Below are 16,913 nucleotides of genomic sequence, written 5' to 3' on the forward strand. Positions count from 1 at the left end.
CCTCGTCAGGACCGCCTCGAACACAAGGCCGCTCCCCCGCTAGCATGCGCGCCCATGAATGAAGACCTGCGCAATGTCGTGCTGGGGGTCCTCGCGACCGGGGTCAGCGCCTCGCTGGGCTGGCTGACCCGCACCTGTCTGTGGCGTCGCGGCCTCCGGCGCAAGCAGGCGTTCTTCGGGCTCCGTGACGGATCCGAGTGCCTGCTGGTGGTGAACCGCAACGCGGGCAGCGAGAGGGCGGTCCACAACGTCGACGTGTCCGCCCTGCTCGAACTCTCCGCCCTCATCAAGGACTGCGGGGCGCGGCCGGAGATAGTCCAGCACGACGAGGCGCGGCGGGGGCTCGGGGACCGTACGGAGTTCTGTGTCGGCGGCCCGTACTCCAATCGCCGGATGGCCGCGCATCTGTCGTCCCTGCTGCCGGGCCTGACGATGAACGTGGAGTCGGAACCGGCGTCGGACCGGGGCATGTTCACGGTCGACGGCGAGGTCTACAAGGGGGTGGTCGGGGTCACCGAGTACGTCGTCCTCGCCCGGCTCACCGGCGGTGAGGGCGGCCGGCCGGTGTTCCTCTTCTGCGGCCAGTCCGCGGTCTGCAACCAGGCCGCGACCCGCTATCTGGCCCGGCGCCACGAGAAGCTGGCGCGGAAGTACGGCTCGGGACCCTTCGTCCTGCTCCTCAAGGTGGTCAACTCGCAGGCGTACGGCCCCGATGTCGTGGAGCTGGTCGCCGATGTCACACGGGCCGCGCGGACCGCCGCACCCGCTACCGAAGCCGAACCGGCAGGGACTTGACGCCGTTGATGAAGTTGGAGACGAGCCGTCGGGGCGGAGCGGCGAGGGTGAGGTCCGTGAGGGCGTCCCGTACCTCCTCGTGCAGTACGCGTAGTTGAAGCCGGGCGAAGTGCGCGCCGAGGCAGACGTGCGGGCCCTCCCCGAAGGAGACGTGCGGATTCGGGGTGCGGCTCAGGTCGAGCCGCTGGGGGTCGGTGAAGACCCGCTCGTCGTGGTTGGCGGAGGCGTGGAAGACGACGACCTTGTCTCCGGCGGCGATCGGCTGCCCGGCGAGTTCGGTGGCGCGGGTGGCCGTGCGGCGGAAGGAGAGCACGGGCGGGTGCCGGCGCAGGAGCTCCTCGACGGCACGGTCCACGGCGAGCGTCCCGTCCCACAGCCGGCGGCGTTCGTCGGGGTGTTCGGCGAGCGCGAGCAGTCCGCCGGGGGCGGCGCTGCGTACGGTGTCGTTGCCCGCGACGGTCAGCAGGAAGAAGAACATCTCCAGCTCGGCGGGCCGGAGTTCGGAGGTGGCGAGCGCGGTCATGATGTCGTCGGCGGGGTGTGTGCGCTTGTGTGCGGCGAGCTCGCGTGCGTAGGCGAACATCTCGGCGAGCATGGCGGGTGAGCGGGGGTTGACCGGCCGCCCCCGCTCGTCGAGGACGGGCGGCTCGTCCGGGTCCTGGTAGGCGATGACCCGCTCGGTCCACGCGAGCAGGAGGCCCCGGTCGCTCGCGGGCACGCCGAGCAGATCGGTCAGGTTGAGCAGCGCGTAGTCGTCGGTGACGGCGGTGACGAGATCGACCTCGGGACCCGTCTCCAGGGCGGCCCGCAGCAGCTCCCCGGCGCGCCGGCGCGCGGTGTCGCCGAACCGCTCGATCCGCCCGGGGGTGAAGGCGCGGCTGACGAGTCGCCTCAACCTCCCGTGCTCGGGCGGGTCCTGATTGAGCATCATCCGCCGGATGAAGGGCAGATCGGCCGGGTCCGGATCACGGATCTGGGTGGCGCCGAGGTGCGAGGAGTAGGTGGTGGAGTCCTTGAGCACCCGTACGACGTCCGCGTGCCGGGTCACGGCCCAGAACCCGGGGCCGGGGGGCCAGCCGAGGACTTCGTACTCCTCCTGCCAGGCCACGGGCCGCCGGTCGCGCAGCTCGGAGTAGGACTCGTGCGGGATCCCGGCGGCGTAGATCCGCGGGTCGAAGACATCCGGTACGTCGCTCGATTTCTCCACGGGCCCAGCTTGGGCCGCCCGCGTCCGGATTTCCAGACTGCCGATCGGGTCGCCGAGGGGTGAAGACGTACCCATCATGACAGGTCAGCGGCCATTTTCGTAGGACTGATCGCACAGCTCGACAGCCTTGTCCGGCCTGTTCTCCGGCTCTCAGAATCACCGTCATGAATCACTCCGAGAACGTCGATCAGGATGCGGTGCTGCGGGCACGGACGATGCTGCTCGGATCGGACCGGCCGAGCCTCGCTCGGGAGGTCGAGGCCTACCGGGTGCTCGCGCGGGTGAGTCCGTCGGCCTATCTGCCGAAGTTGACCCGGGCGCTGGTCTCGTGGAGCTACAGCAGGCAGTTGCGGGACCTTCCGGAGCAGCAGCTCGCGCTGTGTGCCGAGGCGGCGGACGCCGCCCGGCGCATCGACGCCGGCGAGCCGAACAGGACCGAGGTGCTCGTGCGTGTCCTGGGCGTCTACGAGCGCGCGCTGTTCGCCGTCGGGCGGCGGGCGGAAGGGCTCGCGGTGTGCGAGGAGATGGCCGAGGCCGGGCGACAGGGCTTCGAGCGGGGGCAGGTGACGAGTCCCTTGTACGGGCACGGGCGGCTGGCCAGCGTACTGGCCGAGGAGGGGCGCCATCGGGAGGCGGCGGAGATCTGCGGGAGAGGGCTCCGGGCTCGACGGCTGGACGGCTCCCCCGGGATCTCGCCCGGTGTCTCCTTCTGGAGCATGGTCGAATGGGCGGCCGAACTGGACGCCGCCGGACTGCACGACGAGGCCCTGGACGCCTTCGCGGACCTCGTGGCCGCCACCCGGAAGGAGGCGGAGGCCGGCGACACCTCGCTGGCGATCCTGACGTGGGAACTGGTCCACCACGCCCGGATGTTCGACGCCGCCGGGCGCACGGCAGAGGCCCGAGCGGCCCGGCAGGAGGCCCTCGTCCTCCTCACCGAGCTGGCGGAGACGGGGGAGCGCAAGAGCTGGAGCAACATCCTCTCCTGGTGGATCACCCTGTTCGCCCTGTCGGGCCGGTCGGCGGAGCCGGCCGCGTCCCCGGACGCACCGGCCCCGCCGTTCGGTACGCACCACCACGATTGGTCGCCCGACGTGAGGCAGGCCTACATCGACGACATCCCCGCCCTCGAAGAGGAGGTCGCAGGGCTCGAAGAGGCGGGCTGCCTCCCTGACCTGGTCGCCGCCCACCGCAGGCTGACCATCCGCTCGGCGCTCCTCCAGGAGCGCCGCACCCACCTCATCCTGAAACCGCTCCGGCCGCTTTTCGACGAAGGCGTGGCACTCGCCCGCCGCCTCGGCCCGGGTACACACGCGCACGCCCAGGCCCTGACCGACCGCTCGATGTTCCTGCTCGCCGCCCACCAGTACGGCGAGGCCCACGACGACTTCCGCATGGTCGTCGAACTATCGCCCATCTCACATCCGACATCACCGAAATGAGTCGGATTTTCGCAACCTCCCCCCTCCCGACACCCTCTCTCTCGGCAAGAGAGATCACCACGGAGGTTGCCCCCTTGAACCGCATACGCCCGCGCACCACCCTGCTCGCCGCCCCCGCCGCGGCCCTCGCACTCGCCGCTCTCACCGCGTGTTCCGGGGGTGCCGTGGCCGCGGGCGGGAAGGGTGGCGGCGGCGAGCAAGGGGCGCCGCCGATGCGGATATCCGTGAACCTCTCCGGCGAGCAGGCCAGGGCCGGTGAGCCGGTCACCGTATCGCTCGCCGAGGGGGCCCTCCGGGAGGTCACCGTGACCGATTCCAAGGGCGGGCGGCTGGAGGGGCAGGTGTCCGCGGACGGGAAGCGCTGGACGTCCTCGCGCAAGGCGACACCGGGGACCGCGTATGCCGTCGAGGCGCGGGACACGGCCGGCGGGAGCGCGAAGGCCGCGTTCACGACGGCCGCTCCCGAGAAGGTCAACAAGCTGACGCTGGCCCCGGGCAAGAACACCACCGTCGGCATCGGCCAGCCGCTGTCGATCGTGTTCGACCACCCGGTGAAGAACAAGGCCGAGGTCGAGAGGCATCTCAAGGTCACGACGTCGAACCGGACCGAGGGATCGTGGGGCTGGATGCAGGACTGGTCCGGCAAGGACCGGGTCGACTGGCGGCCGAAGGAGTACTGGCGGTCCGGTACGAAGGTCACCCTGGACGCGCAGCTCAGCGGCGTCGACTCCGGATCCGGCGGCTGGTTCGTCCGCGACTACACCACCACGTTCTCGATCGGCAGGAACCAGCTGGTCAAGGTCGACCTCGACAGCCACCGGCTGACGCTGCTCCGGGACGGGCAGGTGGTCCAGGACGTGCCGATGTCGGCGGGTACGCCCGGTGGCGAGAAGGGGTCCTGGCGCGGGAGGACCGTCCTGATGTCCAAGGAGGGCACGATCAACATGCGCTCCGAGACGGTGGGTCTCGGCGACGCCTACGACAAGATGGTCGACTACTCGATGCGGCTGACCTGGTCGGGCATGTACGCCCACGCGGCGCCCTGGAACGCGGCCTATTTCGGCCGTGCCAACAAGAGCTCGGGCTGCGTCGGGATGAGCGACGCCGACGCGCGGACCGTGTACGACCGTGTGCAGGTGGGCGACCCCTTCGAGATCACCGGCTCGGACGCCAAGGGGACGCAGGCCCTGAACAACGGCTACGGCGAGTGGAATCTGTCCTGGGCCCAGTGGCAGTCCAGGAGCGCCCTTCGCTGACACGCCGTCCAATAATCGTTACCCTCGCGTAACTTACCGACCAGTTACCTTCGGTAAGCCACTCCGGTTACCGTCGGGTCACTTTCACTGTCCCCACCAGTGACACGAGTGAGGAGTGACCCGTGCGCACACCTTTGGTCTTCGCCGTCTCGGCCGCCCTGGTGGCCGGGACGGCCCTCGGGCTCGCCCCCGCCGCCCACGCCACCGACGCCACGGACGCCACCGACGGCGGAATCCGTTTCGTCGACATCGCCGGCGACGGCGGCACCGTGCTCAAGGCCAATGTCGTCACCCCCGCCGGAGCCGACGGTTCGGCCCGCTACCCCGTGATCGTGCTGCCCACCAGCTGGGCCATGCCGCAGATCGAGTACCTCGCCCAGGCCCGCAAGCTCGCCGACTCCGGCTACGTCGTGGTGAGTTACAACTCCCGCGGCTTCTGGCAGTCCGGCGGCGAGATCGAGACCGCGGGGCCGAAGGACATCGCCGACGCCTCCAAGGTCATCGACTGGGCGCTCGCGAACACCCCGGCCGATCCGGCGAAGGTCGGCATGGCGGGGGTGAGTTACGGCGCCGGGATCAGTCTGCTCGCCGCCGCGCACGACAAGCGGATCAAGGCCGTCGCAGCGCTGAGCGGCTGGGCCGACCTCATCGAGTCCATCTACAGCGGCCGCACCCAGCACCTCCAGGCCGCGGCCCTGCTCGGCGGCGCCGGCTACCTCACCGGCCGTCCCGGACCCGAACTCCAGCAGACCCTCAAGGACTTCCTCGGCTCGAACCTGGACAAGGAAGAGGAGATGATCGCCTGGGGCGAGAAGCGCTCCGCTGCCACCTACCTCGACCGGATCAACGCCAACGGCGCCGCCATCATGCTCGGCAACGCCTGGGGCGACACCATCTTCCCGCCCAACCAGTACGCCTCCTTCTACGAGAAGCTCCAGGGCCCCAAGCGTCTGGAGTTCCGCCCCGGCGACCACGCCACCGCCGAGGCCACCGGCCTGTTCGGGCTGCCCAACGACACCTGGACCAACGCCCACCGCTGGTTCGACCGGTACCTCAAGGGCGCCGACAACGGCATCGACCGCGAGCAGCCCGTCCAGCTCAAGCCGCGCTCCAGCGGCGGATACGAGGGCTATGCGGACTGGAAGTCGGTGGGCGCGAACGAGCGGAAGATCGCCCTCGGCGACTCCCAGAGGATCTGGGCGAACGTCGACTCCGGCGCCAACGGCGGCATCGTGCTGCTCTCCAACGTCCTGGACCAGTTCCTCCAGACCCCGCCGGTCGCCTCGATCCCCCTGCTCCCCCGCGCCTTCGCCGGGGTGTGGCAGTCCGAGCGGTACGCCACGGCCCAGCGCGTACGCGGTACGGCGAAGCTGCACACCACGGTCACCTCCACCAAGGAGAGCGGCACGCTCGTCGCGTACCTCTACGACGTGGGCCCGCTCGGCCTCGGCAAGCTGGTCAGCAACGCCCCCTACACCTTCCACGGCCGGACGCCCGGCACCCCGTTCACGGTGGACCTGGAGCTGTTCTCCACGGCCTACGACGTGCCGGCGGGCCACCGTCTCGCCCTGGTCGTCGACACGGTCGACCCGCTCTACATCGAGCACAACCCGACCGGCGCGCAGCTGACCTTCTCCTCCCCGTCGGCCGACCCGTCCTACGTGTCGGTGCCGCTACGGGAGAAGTGATCACCGGCTGCGCCCCTGCCCCCTTCTCGGCTGTGTCGGTCAGCCCTAACTATCCACCACAAAAGGGGACTTCACGCCCGACACACACGAAATCGGTATTAGCCGTATTTACTGCATTGGAGTGGCCGCCGGGCTGCTCAGAACTCGGCGGCCTCGGCGTACACCTGGGAGAGCTCGGGCGATCCACTCGTGGCCCAGTCGAGCCCGGCCTCGACCACGTTGATCTCACGTCCCGAGGCCAGCCGGACCACCGGCTGGCCGCTCGGCCAGATCTGCCAGCTCGCGCCCGGCACGTTCCGCACGATGACCGTGCCGAGGTAGAGCCCGGCGTCGTTGCCCACCCACGGCAGCTCCTCCGGATCGTCACGCCAGCGCGGCGGAAGCTGGTCGATCGCGGCCAGCGAGCGGGGGGTGTCGTCGAGGGTCACCCCGGACTCCTGGGCCCTGGCGCGCAGCAGCTCGCACTCGGCGAGCAGCTCACCCACTCCTTCGGGGTCGCGGTCGAAGGCCGCGGCCAGCGGGGAATGATCGGCCTCGGGCCGCTTGCGCCAGTTGTCCAGGAACGGGATGTTCATCCGACCAGCGTCGCATCGCACCCTCCCGTGGCACCACCCGGCGCGCGGAGATCGTCCGGTACGGGAGGACGGGCGCCGGACTCGAGGCGCCGGGCCTCAGGCGTCGAGGTCGACGACGACCGGGGCGTGGTCGGACGCGCCCTTGCCCTTGCGCTCCTCGCGGTCGACGTAGCTGTCCTTGACCGCGTCGGCGAACGGCTTGTTGCCGTACACCAGGTCGATGCGCATGCCCTTGTTCTTCGGGAAGCAGAGCTGGCGGTAGTCCCAGTACGTGAAGGGGTGGTCGTACTTGAGGGGGCGCGGGACCACGTCCGTGAGGCCCGTCTCGCGCAGACCGGCGAGCGCGGCACGCTCGGGCGCGGTGACGTGCGTGGCGCCCTCGAAGACGCCGATGTCCCAGACGTCGTCGTCGGTCGGCGCGATGTTGTAGTCGCCGAGGACGGCGAAGGGCCGCTCCCCCGCCGCGTCCTCGGCGACGGCCGCCTGGAGCGCCTCCAGCCAGCGGAGCTTGTACGCGTAGTGCTCGTGGGCGACCTCGCGGCCGTTGGGCACGTACACCGACCAGACGCGGACCGGCCCGCAGGTCGCGGAGATCGCCCGGGGCTCCTGCAGACCCTCGTAGTCGGGCCCGCCGGGCAGGCCCGTGACGACGTCCTCCAGGCCGACCTTGGAGAGCAGGGCCACGCCGTTCCACCGTCCGGTGGCGTTCACCACCGACTCGTACCCCAGCTCACGCAGCTCGTCGGCGGGGAACTGCTCGGCGGTGCACTTGGTCTCCTGGATGCAGAGCACGTCCGTGCCGCTGCTCTCCAGCCAGGCCAGGAGACGGGGCAGCCGGGCGGTGATCGAATTGACGTTCCAGGTCGCGATGCGCATGAGCGCAAGCCTAGCGGCGGGGTGTGACAGTCATCGTCCTCACAGCTCGGTGGAGTCTCCCGGGGTCAGCCGGCCGTGGTCCGTACCGCCGAGCGCGCCGATCTGGCGGTCGTAGATCGGCCGGGCGAGGTCGGTGAGCAGCGCGTCGTGGATGTCGAAGGCCCGGCGCGGCTTGATCTCGCGTACGTAGTCGATGACCTCGGAGATCTTGTTCCAGGGGGCCATCACCGGGAGCATCAGCGTGTCCACGGGCTGCTCGGGGACGGTCAGCGCGTCGCCGGGGTGGAAGAGGGCGCCGTCCACCAGGAAGCCGATGTTGGTGATCCGGGGGATGTCCGGGTGGATCACCGCGTGGAGCTCGCCGTGCACCTGGACGTCGAAGCCGGCCGCGCTGAAGGTGTCGCCGTGGCCGACGGTGTGGACGCGGCCGGGGAAGGCCGCCGAGATCTTGTCCGCGACGCTCCGCAGCGTCCAGATCTCGGCGGCCGGGTTGGACTCCAGGCCGGCCCGCAGCCGGTTCTCGTCGAAGTGGTCCGGATGCTCGTGGGTGACGAGCACGGCGTCCGCGCCGAGGGCGGAGTCCTCCTCGCTGAACATGCCCGGGTCGATGACGAGCGTCCGCCCGTCCTTCTCCAGACGGATGCAGGCGTGCGACTTCTTCGTCAGCTTCACAGGACTCCACCTCGCGCGGGCAGGACGTGCCGGACGTGAATGAACGGCCAGCCTACGCCTGGGGCGTGGTCTGTTCCTTGATCACCCTGCCGATGACGCGCAGGGCGCTCTCGGCGGCCGGCATCCCGCAGTAGACCGAGGTCTGGAGCACGACTTCCCTGATCTCGTCGGGGGTCAGTCCGTTGCGCAGGGCGGCTCGCGTGTGGTCGGCGAGCGCGTCCAGGTGGCCGCCGGCGATGAGGGCCGTCAGGGTGACGCAGCTGCGGGTGCGGCGGTCCAGGCCGTCCCGGTTCCAGACCTCGCCCCAGGCGTAGCGGGTGACGAGGGCCTGCAGGTCGGCGCCGGACTCGTCGGCCAGGGCCTGGTCGACATGGGCGTCGCCGAGGATCTCGCGGCGCAGCGTGAGGCCCTGCTCGTACGGGTCGGGGCGCCCGGCGCCGGTGGGCTCGGGCTCCGGACCGGCGGGGGCGATCTCGGCGACCGGCACGACGGGGGCGGAGACGGGCGGCATCGGCGGGGCGGGCAGGGCGCTCTGCGTGTCGTGCACGATCCCGGCGAAGTGCTCGGTCAGCAGCTCGGTGACGGCGGCGGGCTGCTCGACGGGGGCGAGGTGCGAGGCGCCCGGGACGACGGCGAGCCGGGCGTCGGCGATCCCGGCGACCAGGGTGCGGGCCTCGGCGGGGCCGGTGATCCGGTCCTCGGAGCCGACGAGGACGAGGGCGGGGACGCCGATGCGGCCGAGGGCCTCGCGGACGTCGAAGACGGCGAGCGCCTCGCAGGCGCCGATGTAGCAGCCGGGGTCGGTCGTACGGACCATCTGCACGGCCCACTCGACGATCGCGGGCTGGGCGGCGGCGAAGCCGGGGGTGAACCACTGTTCGGGGGCGGTACGGGCCATGGGCTCGAGGCCGTTGGTGCGGACGATCACGCCGCGCTGGCGGAACTCGTCGGCGCTGCCGAACCAGGGCGAGGTGGCCACCAGGGCGAGCGAGGCGACCCGGTGGGGCGCCCGCAGCGCGAGGTCGAGGCCGACCGCGCCGCCGATGGAGCAGCCCGCGTAGCCGAAGCGCTGGACGCCCAGTTCGTCGAGGGTGGCGAGCAGCCGGTCGCCGAGCTCGGCGACGGAGGTGAAGGGGCGGGCGGGGGCGCCGCCGTGGCCCGGCAGGTCGAAGCGGACGATGCGCCACTGGCGGGTCAGCTCGGGTATCTGCCGGTCCCACATGTGCCAGGTGGTGCCGAGCGAGGGGCCGACGACCAGGACGGGTGCGTCGTCGGGGCCGTCGATCCGGTACTGCAGGGTCGTGGGGGTCGGCTGCGGCGGGGGCGTCTGCGTCTGGCTCACTCGCTCCAGGGTAATGAGCGGAGCTTTGGCCTCCGGTCAGGGGGTGGTGGTGGACACCACGTACACCTTCGGGGCGGCCGGGTCGGTGAGGTCGACGGTGATGTCCGCGCCGGGCCGCGGCTTGTCGCGGACGACGGTGGTGCCCGACCAGTCCTGGCCCGCCGGGAAGTTCCAGCCGACGATGTCGGCGTCGCGTTCGCTGACGGTGACCTTGCCGGGGACCAGCTGGGAGCGGCTGGAGCCGACCTGGTGCAGGAAGCCGTCGAGCCGGCCGGCGCTCGTCGTGAACTGGACGTACAGCCGGCTCGTCTTCCAGTTGCTGGTCTCGTAGTAGGCGACCCCGGTGCTGCCCGGGGGGATGGGGACCTCGAAGATGCGGCGCTTCATCAGCGAGGGCGTGCTGTCGCGCAGCCCGGTGGCCGAGGACTCGCGTTCCTTGTCACGGCCGCTGTCCCGGCTCTGCCCGGCGGAGATCGCCAGATAGCCGGCCGGGATGCCGACGAGCAGGACGATGATGACCGCCGTCAGCCAGCGGCGGCGGATCATGTGCCGCCGGTCCTCCGGCAGCTTGGTCTCCTGCTCGGGAGCGGTGGTCTGGGTGGGAACGGTCATGAATCCGGATCCTGGGTGGTGCGGGGGGTGCGTCCTTCGGTGCCGCCCCGCAGGGCCTGGGCGTAGCGTTCGTACCGCTCGTAGCGCTCGACGCGGCGGCGGTTGGCCCGGCGGAAGCGGCGGGCGACGAGCCGGGCGAGGTCGGCGGCGCCGACCATGCCGGCCTCGGGGCCGAGCTGTGCCTTGGTGATCCGGGCCTCGGGGCGGTAGCCGCGGCCCGTGAGGTGACGCCGGAAGGCGTCGCGCGCCGGGCCGATGAGCAGGTCGTCGGCGGCGCTGACGCCCCCGCCGATCACGAAGCAGGAGGGGTCGAGGGCGGCGGCGAGGTTGGCGATGCCGACGCCGAGCCACTGGCCGATGTCCTGGAACAACTCGACGCACATGGCGTCGCCCTCACGGGCGAGCTCGGTGATGAGCGGCCCGGTGATGTCGGGGATGTTGCCCTTGACCCGCTCGATGATGTTGTACGCGACCGGGGAGTCGGCGGCGGCCAGTTCGCGGGCCTCGCGGACCAGGGCGTTGCCGGAGCTGTACTGCTCCCAGCAGCCGCGGTTGCCGCACGGGCAGCGGTGTCCGCCGGGGACGACCTGCATATGGCCGAACTCGCCGGCCACTCCGTACTTGCCGCGCTTGACCCGGCCGTCCTCGAGGATCGCGCCGCCGATACCGGTGCCGAGCGTGATCATGACGAGGTGGTCCTCGCCGCGTCCGGCGCCGAAGCGCCACTCGGCCCAGGCGGCGGTGTTGGCGTCGTTGTCGACCATGACGGGGACGGCGAGCCGGGACTGCAGCGCGTCGCGCAGCGGTTCGTTGCGCCAGGCGAGGTGCGGGGCGAAGAGGACCGTGGCGCGATCGGCGTCGACCCAGCCGGCCGCGCCGATGCCGACGGCGTGCACGTCGTGCCGGTCGGAGAGGTCGAGGACCAGCTCGACGATGGTGTCCTCGACGACCTTGGGGCTCTTGGACTTGTCCGGGGTCTCGGTGCGGACCTTCTCCAGGATGGTGCCGTCCGCGTCGACGACCCCGGCCATCACCTTCGTACCGCCGATGTCGATGCCGACGGTGGGCACCCGGGGCGCGGTCAGGTGGGAGCGCCGCTCTCGGGTGCCGACGGTCCGCAGCGCGGCGCCCCGGGCGGCCCCGCGCTGCGTCAGGTCGCGGTAGGTACTCATCGGCTCGATTCTGCCAGGTGCGGTGTCGGGGGGCTGTTACGACAAGGCGGGGCGCTCCAGCTCGTGGCGGAGGTCCTCCAGCTCGCTGCCGCCCGCCATCTGCCGGGTCAACTCGTCCAGGGTGACCGCGTTCGGGCCGGACTTGGTGTGGCTGCCCGACATGACACCGCGCTTGAGGAGGACGAACCGGTCGCCGACGAGATAGGCGTGGTGCGGGTTGTGGGTGATGAGGACCACTCCGAGGCCCTGGTCACGGGCGGCGGCCACGTACTTCAGGACCACTCCGGACTGCTTCACGCCGAGGGCGGCGGTCGGCTCGTCCAGGACCAGGACCTTGGCGCCGAAGTGGACGGCGCGGGCGATGGCCACGCACTGGCGCTCACCGCCGGAGAGGGTGCCGATGGGCTGGTCGACGTCGCGCAGGTCGATGCCCATGCGCAGCAGCTCGGTGCGGGTCGTCTCGCGCATGAACTCGACGTCGAGGCGCTTGAAGGGGCCCGAGCCCTTGGTGGGCTCGGAGCCGAGGAAGAAGTTGCGCCAGACCGGCATCAGGGGGACGACGGCCAGGTCCTGGTAGACGGTGGCGATGCCGAGGTCCAGGGCCTCGCGCGGACCGGCCAGGACGACGTCCTCGCCCTCGATGCGGAAGGTGCCCGCGTCGTGCTGGTGCAGGCCCGCGATGATCTTGATGAGGGTGGACTTGCCGGCGCCGTTGTCACCGAGGACACAGGTGATCTCACCCGCGTGGACCTCCAGGGAGACCCCTTCGAGGGCGCGGATGTTGCCGTAGAACTTGCTGACGTCGTCGAGCTCGACCAGAGCCTGGGCGGTCATGTGGTTGCCTCCACGCGCTTGCGGATCCAGGCGTTCAGGAGGGTCGCGAGCAGGAGCATCGCACCCAGGAAGAACGTGAACCAGTCCGGGTTCCACTCCGCGTACACGATGCCCTTGCCGGTCATGCCGAAGATGAACGCGCCGACCGCCGAGCCGATGGCGGAGCCGTAGCCGCCGGTGATCAGGCAGCCGCCGATCACCGCCGCGATGATGTAGATCAGCTCGTTGCCGACGCCCTCGCCTGACTGGACGACGTCGAAGGAGAAGAGCAGGTGCTGGCCGGAGATCCAGGCGCAGAAGGCGACACCCATGTAGAGGCCGATCTTCGTCCGGGAGACCGGGACGCCCACCGCGCGGGCCGCGTCGGCGCCGCCGCCGACGGCGAAGATCCAGTTGCCGGCGCGGGTGCGCAGCAGGATCCAGGTGGCGAGCGCGACCAGGCCGACCCACCACAGGATGGTGACCTTGAGTTCGACGCCGCCGACGGTCCACTGGGAGGCGAAGAGCTTCCTGGCGGAGGGGAAGCCCTCCATGTCGGCGATCGACTTGGTGGAGACCGTGCCGCTGATCAGCTTGGTGAAGCCGAGGTTCAGACCCGTCAGCATCAGGAACGTGCCGAGGGTGATGATGAAGCTCGGCAGTTTGGTGCGGGTCAGCATGAAGCCGTTGAAGAAGCCGATGGCGAGGGTGACGAGCAGCGAGACGCCGACGCCGACCCAGACGTTCGCGGTCATCTGGTAGCTGAACATCGACGAGATCAGCGCCGAGCTGGTGACCATCACACCGGCCGACAGGTCGAACTCGCCGCCGATCATCAGCAGCGCGACGGGCACCGCCATGATGCCGATCGTGGAGGCCGCGTACAGGACGGTGCCCAGGCTGGAGGCGCGCAGGAAGCTGTCGGCGACGAGCGAGAAGAAGACGAAGACGGCGGCCGCGCCGACGATCGAGCCGAGTTCGGGCCGGGCGAGCAGCTTCTTCAGCGGGGAGGTCCGCAGCAGCCGTTCGTCGACGTGATCGAGCTCGTTCGGGGCGAGGGTACTCATCGGGTACCCCGCTCCGTGTAGCCCTTCAGCGCGGCGGCGTCGTCCTTGGTGATGATCTGGGGGCCGGTGAGGACCGGCTTTCCGCCGCCGAGGACGTCGGCGTTGTACCGGTACAGCCAGAGCAGGTCGACGGCCTCGTAGCCCTGGAGGTAGGGCTGCTGGTCGACGGCGAAGCCCAGGGTGCCGGCGGAAAGCCCGCTCGCCACCTTGGCGTTGAGGTCGAAGGTGTCGATCTCGGCCTCGCTGCCCGCGGTCTTCTTCGCCTGGGCGGCGGCGTCGGCGAAGGGCGCGCCGAGGGTGACGACGGCGTCGATCGCCGGGTCGGACTGAAGCTTGGCGAGGATGGAGGCCTGGACGTCGGGCATGTTGGTGCCGTCGACGTACAGGTTCTGCAGTTCGCCGCCGAAGGTCTTCTTCGCCCCGGAGCAGCGCTGCTCGTGGCCGACGTTGCCCTGCTCGTGCAGGACGCACAGGGCCTTCTTCTTCCCTCGCTCGTCGAGCTCCTCGCCGACGGCCTCGCCCGCGACGGTCTCGTCCTGGCCGATGTGGGTGAGCGCGCCGAAGGCCTTGGACTGCTCGGCGCCCGAGTTGACGGTGATCACCGGTATGCCGGCCTTGACGGCCTTCTCGACGGCCGTCTTCATCGCGTCGGGCTTGGCGAGGGTGACGATGAGCCCGTCGACGCCCTTGGCGATGTACGAGTCGATGAGCTGCGCCTGCTGCTGCGCCTCGTCGCTGTGGGCGTAGAGGAAGTTGATGTTGTCCTTGGCGGCGGCCTGCTCGGCGCCGTTCTGGACGATGTCCCAGAAGGTGTCGCCGTCGCCGGAGTGGGTCACCATCGCGAAGGTCCACTCGGGCGTGTCCACGGCCGCCCTGCCCTGGGCCGCGGCCGCCTTGCGGGCGTCCTCGGCGCGCTTGCCGCCGGTGCTGCTGCACCCGGTGAGTGCGGCGGTGAGCGCCACCGCGAGCACGGCGCCGACTGCGGCGCGTACCCCTCCTGTCCGAAGCCTGGTCACGAGGCCGTGCCCTCCTTTGTGTCCTTCTGCGTGCATTGCAGTATCGGTCATGGGGGTCGCGCCGATCTTCGCGGGGCGGATGTAGGGCTACGGGCGGACCATGAGCTGGAAATCGAAGGAGTAGCGCGAGGCCCGGTAGAGGTGGGATCCGAACTCGACGGCCCGCCCCGTGTCGTCGAAGGTGGTGCGTTCCATCGTGAGCAGGGGTGCTCCCTCCTTCTCGGCGAGCAGCTCCGCCTCTGCGGCCGTGGCGGCCCGCGCGCCGACCGTCTGGCGGGCGCTGTGCAGAGTGATACCGGCGCCGCGCATCAGGCGGTAGAGGCCGGTGGTCTCCAGCCGTCCGGCGTCCAGGTCGAGCAGTCCGGCCGGCAGATGGTTGCGCAGGTACGCCATCGGCTCGTCGTGCGCGGCTCGCAGCCGCTCCACGTACCGCACGTCGCTGCCCTCCGGTACGCCGAGGGCGGCGGCGACCCGGGCGGTGGCGGGTTCGACGCGGTCGACGAGGACCCGGGTGGCGGGTCGCTGGCCGGCCGCCTCCAGGTCGTCGTAGAGGCTGCTCAGCTCCAGCGGGCGCTTGACCTGGCTGTGGAGGACCTGGGTGCCGACGCCCCGGCGGCGCACCAGGAGGCCCTTGTCCACCAGGGACTGGATGGCCTGGCGGACGGTGGGGCGGGACAGGCCCAGGCGGGTGGCGAGGTCGATCTCGTTGCCGAGCAGGCTGCCGGGGGGCAGGGCCCCGTTCTCGATGGCCGCCTCCAGCTGCTGGGCGAGCTGGTAGTAGAGCGGGACCGGGCTGGTGCGGTCCACGGAGAGGGGCGGGAGGGCGGCGGACGACGACTGCTTGGACACGGACGGGAGCGTAGCCCGAGGAGATGATGACGGGAAGTTGTGAAGTCCGATTGTCCTGACAAATCCTTGACAGCGTCTCCGTCCGGCACCACCTTGGGGGCCATGCGCATCGGACTGATCGGAACGGGACGTATCGGGGCCTTCCACGCGGGCGTGCTCGCCCGCCATCCGGAGGTCGAATCACTGATCGTGGCGGACATGGACGCCACCCGGGCGGCGCGGGTCGCCGGGGCGATCGGCGCGACGGCCGCGCCGGACGACGACGCCCTGTTCGACCACGCCCTCGACGCCGTCGTCATCGCCTCCGCCACCGCGTCCCACGCCGAACTGATCGCCCGCGCCGCGGCGGCCGGGCTGCCCGCCTTCTGCGAGAAGCCCATCGCCCTGGACGTGCCCGGCACGCTCGGCGCGCTGCGGGCCGCCGAGGCCGCGGGCACCGAGCTCCAGCTCGGCTTCATGCGCCGCTTCGACGCGGGGTACGCCGCCGCCCGCGAGGCGGTGCGGACCGGACGGCTCGGCCGCCTGCACACCGTACGGGCGGCCACCTCCGACCCCGCGCCGCCGCCCGCCGCGTATCTGCCGCTCTCCGGCGGGCTCTTCCGGGACTGTCTGGTGCACGACTTCGACATCCTGCGGTGGGTGACCGGGCGGGAGGTGGCCGAGGTGTACGCCACCGGCTCGGACACCGGCCCGGCGATGTTCCGCGAGGCCGGCGACCTGGACACGGCGGCGGCGGTGCTCACCCTGGACGACGGCACGCTGGCGACGGCGACGGCGACCCGGTGCAACGGGGCCGGTTACGACGTACGGATGGAGCTGGCCGGCGAGCGGGACCAGATCGCCGTGGGCCTGGACGACCGCACCCCGCTCACCTCGGTGGAGCCGTCCGGTCCCGCCGCCCCGGTCAAGCCCTGGCCCGGGTTCCTGGAGCGGTTCGCCCCCGCGTACGAGGCCGAGCTGGACGCGTTCGTCCGGCTGGTGCGGGGCGAGGCGCCCAACCCGTGCGACGGCCGCGAGGCGCTGGAGGCGCTCCGGATCGCCGAGGCCTGCGAGCGTTCACGGCGTGAGCACCGCCCGGTCGCGCTGGACGAGATCCCGTCACACTCCGGCTGACAGCACCGTGCCTTGGGCGACGGCGCACAGGGTCTCCACACCCTCCGCGTCGACGGTCAGCAGGTCGCACCGGACGACGGCCTGCCGGCGTCCCGCGTGGACCACACTCGCGCGGGCGATCAGCGTGCTGCCCTTCGCGGGGCGGACGTACTGGATGGAGAAGCCGGCGGTCAGGACGGCCGCGCCCAGCGCGGTGCCGGCCGCGAAGGTGAGCGCGTTGTCGGCCGCGTACGAGAGCACGCCGCCGTGCGCGAAGCCGTTCTGCTGCTGGAGCTCCTCGCGGAGGTCCACCTCCAGGGTCGCCCCGCCGTCGCCGAAGGCGGTGATCCGGGCGCCGACGAGCCGGCTGAACGGCTGGGCGTCGAGCACCTTCCGCGCGAGGTCGAGGTCGAGGTCGTGCGAGGGAGCGGTCATGGGT

General features: G+C 71.1%; 17 protein-coding genes. 5 read left to right on the plus strand and 12 right to left on the minus strand.

What is annotated here, in order from left to right; all coding sequences use genetic code 11:
* The first annotated feature begins 54 nt into the window (after window positions 1-54).
* A complete protein-coding gene (locus FDM97_RS23255; protein ID WP_137992436.1) occupies window positions 55-795 on the plus strand; it encodes a hypothetical protein in 741 nt (246 codons plus the stop codon).
* Here the strand turns inward: FDM97_RS23255 and FDM97_RS23260 are convergent.
* Window positions 767-2,002: a cytochrome P450 gene (locus FDM97_RS23260; RefSeq protein WP_254705725.1), complete on the minus strand. Its 1,236-nt coding sequence runs from the start codon at window positions 2,000-2,002 to the stop codon at window positions 767-769. The two genes, FDM97_RS23255 and FDM97_RS23260, sit on opposite strands and share 29 nt — an antisense overlap.
* Window positions 2,003-2,166: 164 nt before the next feature.
* Between FDM97_RS23260 and FDM97_RS23265 the strand changes: the two genes are divergently transcribed.
* The 3 genes from FDM97_RS23265 to FDM97_RS23275 all read left to right on the plus strand — a co-directional run bounded on the left by FDM97_RS23265 (window position 2,167) and on the right by FDM97_RS23275 (window position 6,388).
* The gene (locus tag FDM97_RS23265; RefSeq protein WP_137992437.1) at window positions 2,167-3,444 is read left to right on the plus strand and encodes a hypothetical protein; all 1,278 of its coding nucleotides are present in this window, start codon (window positions 2,167-2,169) and stop codon (window positions 3,442-3,444) included.
* A complete protein-coding gene (locus tag FDM97_RS23270; protein WP_137992438.1) occupies window positions 3,441-4,700 on the plus strand; it encodes a L,D-transpeptidase in 1,260 nt (419 codons plus the stop codon). The genes FDM97_RS23265 and FDM97_RS23270 overlap by 4 nt, the downstream gene beginning before the upstream one ends.
* A gap of 122 nt (window positions 4,701-4,822) precedes the next feature.
* Window positions 4,823-6,388: a CocE/NonD family hydrolase gene (locus tag FDM97_RS23275; RefSeq protein ID WP_137992439.1), complete on the plus strand. Its 1,566-nt coding sequence runs from the start codon at window positions 4,823-4,825 to the stop codon at window positions 6,386-6,388.
* A gap of 137 nt (window positions 6,389-6,525) precedes the next feature.
* On the opposite strand, the gene FDM97_RS23280 is transcribed toward FDM97_RS23275, so the two are convergent.
* The 10 genes from FDM97_RS23280 to FDM97_RS23325 form a co-directional block, all read right to left on the minus strand.
* The gene (locus FDM97_RS23280; protein WP_137992440.1) at window positions 6,526-6,963 is read right to left on the minus strand and encodes a DUF6278 family protein; all 438 of its coding nucleotides are present in this window, start codon (window positions 6,961-6,963) and stop codon (window positions 6,526-6,528) included.
* Between the two features lie 96 nt (window positions 6,964-7,059).
* Entirely contained in the window at window positions 7,060-7,839 is a 780-nt protein-coding gene (locus tag FDM97_RS23285) for an exodeoxyribonuclease III (RefSeq protein ID WP_137992441.1), read from the minus strand.
* A gap of 39 nt (window positions 7,840-7,878) precedes the next feature.
* Window positions 7,879-8,511, minus strand: coding sequence for an MBL fold metallo-hydrolase (locus FDM97_RS23290; RefSeq protein WP_137992442.1), 633 nt, complete (start codon window positions 8,509-8,511; stop codon window positions 7,879-7,881).
* Window positions 8,512-8,563: 52 nt separating this feature from the next.
* The gene (pcaDC, locus tag FDM97_RS23295; RefSeq protein ID WP_137992443.1) at window positions 8,564-9,862 is read right to left on the minus strand and encodes a bifunctional 3-oxoadipate enol-lactonase/4-carboxymuconolactone decarboxylase PcaDC; all 1,299 of its coding nucleotides are present in this window, start codon (window positions 9,860-9,862) and stop codon (window positions 8,564-8,566) included.
* A gap of 27 nt (window positions 9,863-9,889) precedes the next feature.
* Complete coding sequence (locus tag FDM97_RS23300) at window positions 9,890-10,465, minus strand: hypothetical protein (protein WP_175439212.1); 576 nt, start codon at window positions 10,463-10,465, stop codon at window positions 9,890-9,892.
* On the minus strand, window positions 10,462-11,637 hold the full coding sequence (locus FDM97_RS23305) for an ROK family glucokinase (protein WP_137992444.1): 1,176 nt from the start codon (window positions 11,635-11,637) through the stop codon (window positions 10,462-10,464). Before FDM97_RS23305 ends, FDM97_RS23300 begins: the two co-directional genes overlap by 4 nt.
* A 36-nt stretch (window positions 11,638-11,673) precedes the next feature.
* Complete coding sequence (locus tag FDM97_RS23310; protein WP_137992445.1) at window positions 11,674-12,471, minus strand: ATP-binding cassette domain-containing protein; 798 nt, start codon at window positions 12,469-12,471, stop codon at window positions 11,674-11,676.
* Window positions 12,468-13,517 (minus strand): ABC transporter permease, encoded by a 1,050-nt coding sequence (locus FDM97_RS23315; RefSeq protein WP_137992446.1) that lies wholly within the window; start codon window positions 13,515-13,517, stop codon window positions 12,468-12,470. Before FDM97_RS23315 ends, FDM97_RS23310 begins: the two co-directional genes overlap by 4 nt.
* A complete protein-coding gene (locus FDM97_RS23320; protein WP_137992447.1) occupies window positions 13,514-14,533 on the minus strand; it encodes a sugar ABC transporter substrate-binding protein in 1,020 nt (339 codons plus the stop codon). Before FDM97_RS23320 ends, FDM97_RS23315 begins: the two co-directional genes overlap by 4 nt.
* Window positions 14,534-14,620: 87 nt before the next feature.
* The gene (locus tag FDM97_RS23325; protein WP_137994982.1) at window positions 14,621-15,340 is read right to left on the minus strand and encodes a GntR family transcriptional regulator; all 720 of its coding nucleotides are present in this window, start codon (window positions 15,338-15,340) and stop codon (window positions 14,621-14,623) included.
* Between the two features lie 144 nt (window positions 15,341-15,484).
* Here FDM97_RS23325 and FDM97_RS23330 point away from each other — a divergent pair, with 144 nt between their 5' ends.
* Window positions 15,485-16,495: a Gfo/Idh/MocA family oxidoreductase gene (locus FDM97_RS23330; protein WP_137992448.1), complete on the plus strand. Its 1,011-nt coding sequence runs from the start codon at window positions 15,485-15,487 to the stop codon at window positions 16,493-16,495.
* Here the strand turns inward: FDM97_RS23330 and FDM97_RS23335 are convergent.
* Window positions 16,481-16,909 carry a PaaI family thioesterase gene (locus FDM97_RS23335; RefSeq protein ID WP_137992449.1) on the minus strand — a complete coding sequence of 143 codons (429 nt, stop codon included), beginning with the start codon at window positions 16,907-16,909 and terminating at the stop codon, window positions 16,481-16,483. The two genes, FDM97_RS23330 and FDM97_RS23335, sit on opposite strands and share 15 nt — an antisense overlap.
* Window positions 16,910-16,913: the final 4 nt, after the last annotated feature.

This window comes from Streptomyces vilmorinianum, assembly GCF_005517195.1.
Lineage (GTDB): Bacteria > Actinomycetota > Actinomycetes > Streptomycetales > Streptomycetaceae > Streptomyces > Streptomyces vilmorinianum.

Excerpts from the sequence above, each read along its gene's own strand:
- FDM97_RS23255 (WP_137992436.1), top strand. The coding sequence starts at position 55 with ATGAATGAAGACCTGCGCAATGTCGTGCTGGGGGTCCTCGCGACCGGG.
- FDM97_RS23265 (WP_137992437.1), top strand. The coding sequence starts at position 2,167 with ATGAATCACTCCGAGAACGTCGATCAGGATGCGGTGCTGCGGGCACGG.
- FDM97_RS23270 (WP_137992438.1), top strand. The coding sequence starts at position 3,441 with ATGAGTCGGATTTTCGCAACCTCCCCCCTCCCGACACCCTCTCTCTCG.
- FDM97_RS23280 (WP_137992440.1), bottom strand. The coding sequence starts at position 6,963 with ATGAACATCCCGTTCCTGGACAACTGGCGCAAGCGGCCCGAGGCCGAT.
- FDM97_RS23285 (WP_137992441.1), bottom strand. The coding sequence starts at position 7,839 with ATGCGCATCGCGACCTGGAACGTCAATTCGATCACCGCCCGGCTGCCC.
- FDM97_RS23300 (WP_175439212.1), bottom strand. The coding sequence starts at position 10,465 with ATGACCGTTCCCACCCAGACCACCGCTCCCGAGCAGGAGACCAAGCTG.
- FDM97_RS23305 (WP_137992444.1), bottom strand. The coding sequence starts at position 11,637 with ATGAGTACCTACCGCGACCTGACGCAGCGCGGGGCCGCCCGGGGCGCC.
- FDM97_RS23310 (WP_137992445.1), bottom strand. The coding sequence starts at position 12,471 with ATGACCGCCCAGGCTCTGGTCGAGCTCGACGACGTCAGCAAGTTCTAC.
- FDM97_RS23315 (WP_137992446.1), bottom strand. The coding sequence starts at position 13,517 with ATGAGTACCCTCGCCCCGAACGAGCTCGATCACGTCGACGAACGGCTG.
- FDM97_RS23330 (WP_137992448.1), top strand. The coding sequence starts at position 15,485 with ATGCGCATCGGACTGATCGGAACGGGACGTATCGGGGCCTTCCACGCG.
- FDM97_RS23335 (WP_137992449.1), bottom strand. The coding sequence starts at position 16,909 with ATGACCGCTCCCTCGCACGACCTCGACCTCGACCTCGCGCGGAAGGTG.